Genomic DNA, 3,449 nt, shown 5'->3' with positions numbered 1-3,449 from the left:
TCTGGCTCTCAGACAGTAAAAATACATCACTCACAGGCTCATCCTCCATCGGTAAGCCTGTGAATCACAATCTCTCGCTTACTTCAAGAAATTAACAGGTCCTGAGCCTAGAAAACTCATCAGATTAAACCTAGAGGGTGTTATGCACTTTGCGTAAGTATTGCGGAACAGATGAAAGAATAATTCACGTAAATCATATCTATCTGATATCAGCGAAGAAGAGTGGTCTCTGATTGTTCCTTATCTTCTTCTTATGAAGGGAGACGCTGAGCAACGCCATCATGATCAGCGAAAGCTGTTCAATGGCCTTCGTTATGTGATCCGTTATTTTTAACATCATGAAAAAGTGAATATTGTTAATATAAAATAAATATATTTATATTGCTCTATATTACTATATTTATAGATACATCAATGGATAAATTTAATGACCATACTATATAATCCGCCATCAGGAGCTTCTATTGTAAGTGGTGGTTACTGGATTGCCATAAAAGGCAGTGACGGAATAACATACTACGAATCTGCTACCGGAACAGGCAGTAGTGCTACTCCGATAGCCGGAGCTACAAAATATACCGGTCCCATCATTATTTCCAGAGGAAGCCTTACTGTTGCTTCCGGCGCTGTTGCCTCCGGTGCTTATATCTCAGGTGGTAATAATAATCTCTATATTCTGTCCGGAGGAATTCTGGAATCCTCCGTGAATGTTAACGGATGGACATATGTAAGCAGCGGAGGCATTTCATCCGATAATATTCTGGTATCAGACGCCGGACATGTATACGCCGGTGGGTCATCTGTTAGTGACTCTATTATTGCCGGGAATTCGCAAGATGGAAATGGTGATACATTTTATATCAATAGCGGGGGGTATGTAGGAGGGAATACTGTAGTTGGTTCTGGCGCTACGCTGGATGCAACAGCAGGCAATGCTATAATTGTTAGTCCTGTTAATGTAGAAAATGGCGGGACGTTAAAGATTACATCTGCAGGCCAGACTTTAGGGAGCCAAAAGGAAAATAGTGGCATTGCAAATACAGATCCCACGGTCAGTTATCCGAAGGCACCATCAGGAGCTTCTATTGTAAGTGGCGGTTACTGGATTGCCATAAAAGGCAGTGACGGAATAACATACTACGAATCTGCTACCGGAACAGGCAGTAGTGCTACTCCGATAGCCGGAGCTACAAAATATACCGGTCCCATCATTATTTCCAGAGGAAGCCTTACTGTTGCTTCCGGCGCTGTTGCCTCCGGTGCTTATATCTCAGGTGGTAATAATAATCTCTATATTCTGTCCGGAGGAGTTCTGGAATCCTCCGTGAATGTTAACGGATGGACATATGTAAGCAGCGGAGGCATTTCATCCGATAATACTCTGGTATCAGATGCCGGGCATGTATACGCCGGTGGGTCTGCTGTATCAACTACGTTTCTGGCAGGCAATTCTTCTGATGGTGGCAGTGATACTTATTATATAGATAAAGGCTCTTTCATTAGCGGAAATACCATTAATGGATCAGGAAGTATATTAAACATCAACTCTCAGGCTAATATAGAACAGCCTATTACCTATTATATTATGGAGCCGCACCCTGGATATCTGTCTGCAAATACGGTAAGTGGTGGTTACTGGATTGCCATAAAAGGCAGTGACGGAATAACATACTACGAATCTGCTACCGGAACAGGCAGTAGTGCTACTCCGATAGCCGGAGCTACAAAATATACCGGTCCCATCATTATTTCCAGAGGAAGCCTTACTGTTGCTTCCGGCGCTGTTGCCTCCGGTGCTTATATCTCAGGTGGTAATAATAATCTCTATATTCTGTCCGGAGGAATTCTGGAATCCTCCGTGAATGTTAACGGATGGACATATGTAAGCAGCGGAGGCATTTCATCCGATAATATTCTGGTATCAGACGCCGGACATGTATACGCCGGTGGGTCATCTGTTAGTGACTCTATTATTGCCGGGAATTCGCAAGACGGAAATGGTGATACATTCTACATTAATAGTGGAGGTGTAATTACCAGTGCTTACGTTGGCTCGGCAGCAGCCCTGATCGTACAGGCAGGAGGAACATCTATTGCTACAACATTAGAAACTGGATCTACCTACGATGTTCTACAGGCTGAATCGGAAATTTGTTTTTTGCCGGGTAGTTTGATTAAAACTCCATCGGGCATAACTCCGGTTCAGGACTTATCCATGAACGATGAAGTTATTGCGTATGTTAATAGTATTGAAGTGATACGCCATATCACGTGGGTTGGCCGATCATATTGCAATGTGCGCCCTCATTTACCAGATGATGAAGCAGGCTACCCTGTGCGTATTCTAAAAAATGCCGTGGCTGAGGGTGTGCCATTTAAAGATATGCTGATTACCTCAGAGCATTGTCTGTTTTTTGATGGCCGGTTTATTCCCGTGCGTATGCTGGTGAACGGCCGCTCAGTGTTTTATGATAAATCGATCAAATCCTATGATTATTATCATATTGAAACAGGTGAGCACGCTGTCATTATGGCTGATGGAATGCTGACTGAAAGCTACCTTGATACTGGCAATCGTCAGGCCTTTTATCAGCATGGTAAGCTTGTGGCTTTTACACCATCCCGCAACCTGACATGGGATGATGCAGCAGCACCTCTCGATGTTTCACAACAGTTTGCTGAAAATATCTTCCGTCACATAGAAGAACGTGCGGACCAGATGGACCTGCCACACCAGAACAAAACAGCAGAACTAACATATGATCCTGACCTGCATCTTCTGACGCAAACTGGTGATGTTATCCGGCAGATACGCCGCCAGAACGGGCGGGCTCTGTTCATGATACCGGCAGGTACAGCATCAGTAACTCTGATGTCCCGTACCAGTCGTCCGTATGATGTAGTAGGACCATTTATTGATGACAGACGTGTTCTTGGTGTTCTTGTGGGCATGGTGACGCTTCTTGAAGGGGCTGCGTCTATAGTCGTGGACACACATCTGACACAGGAGGAGCTGGCAGGATGGCACTGCACGGAAAGCAGCAGAACGATGCGCTGGACTAAAGGAGATGCGGCTCTTCCTCTGGGGCTAAGCAGTGAAATGAGAGTGCTCTCTGTCGAGGTCATAGCAGCAGGACCTTACAGGCAACATAAAGAGCAGCCAGTTAACCTGAAGTTTGCTGGGTAAGTCTGGAAATGTGGAGAGCTGAAAAAATTCTTCGGTTTTTTCAGTTTTTTTCTCCGATCCAGACGCGAAATAAGGGCTGACAATAGTGGACTTGTAACGGTTTTGTGCCGGTTGACTGAGCGTTTAAAGCTTTCAACAGGAAAGGTATTTGGTCCCGGCTTTTCTCGCAGATGGCGTGTTGATGAGACTTACATTAAGGTGAAAGGTCAGTGGAGTTATTTGTACCGGGCCGTTGATAAGGACGGTGATACAATTGATTTCT

The 3,449-nt window shown here is 44.7% G+C and carries 1 protein-coding gene and 1 pseudogene; both read left to right on the top strand.

Annotated features, from left to right (window positions below):
- Window positions 1-427: 427 nt before the first annotated feature.
- Entirely contained in the window at window positions 428-3,187 is a 2,760-nt protein-coding gene (locus tag GOB58_RS12795) for a Hint domain-containing protein (RefSeq protein ID WP_173560450.1), read from the top strand.
- Between the two features lie 171 nt (window positions 3,188-3,358).
- Window positions 3,359-3,449, top strand: a pseudogene (locus GOB58_RS12790) (DDE-type integrase/transposase/recombinase); the annotation flags it as partial.

It is taken from the genome of Acetobacter thailandicus (genome assembly GCF_011516655.1).
GTDB classification, from domain to species: domain Bacteria; phylum Pseudomonadota; class Alphaproteobacteria; order Acetobacterales; family Acetobacteraceae; genus Acetobacter; species Acetobacter thailandicus.
This window is presented reverse-complemented; position numbering and strand designations above follow the sequence as displayed.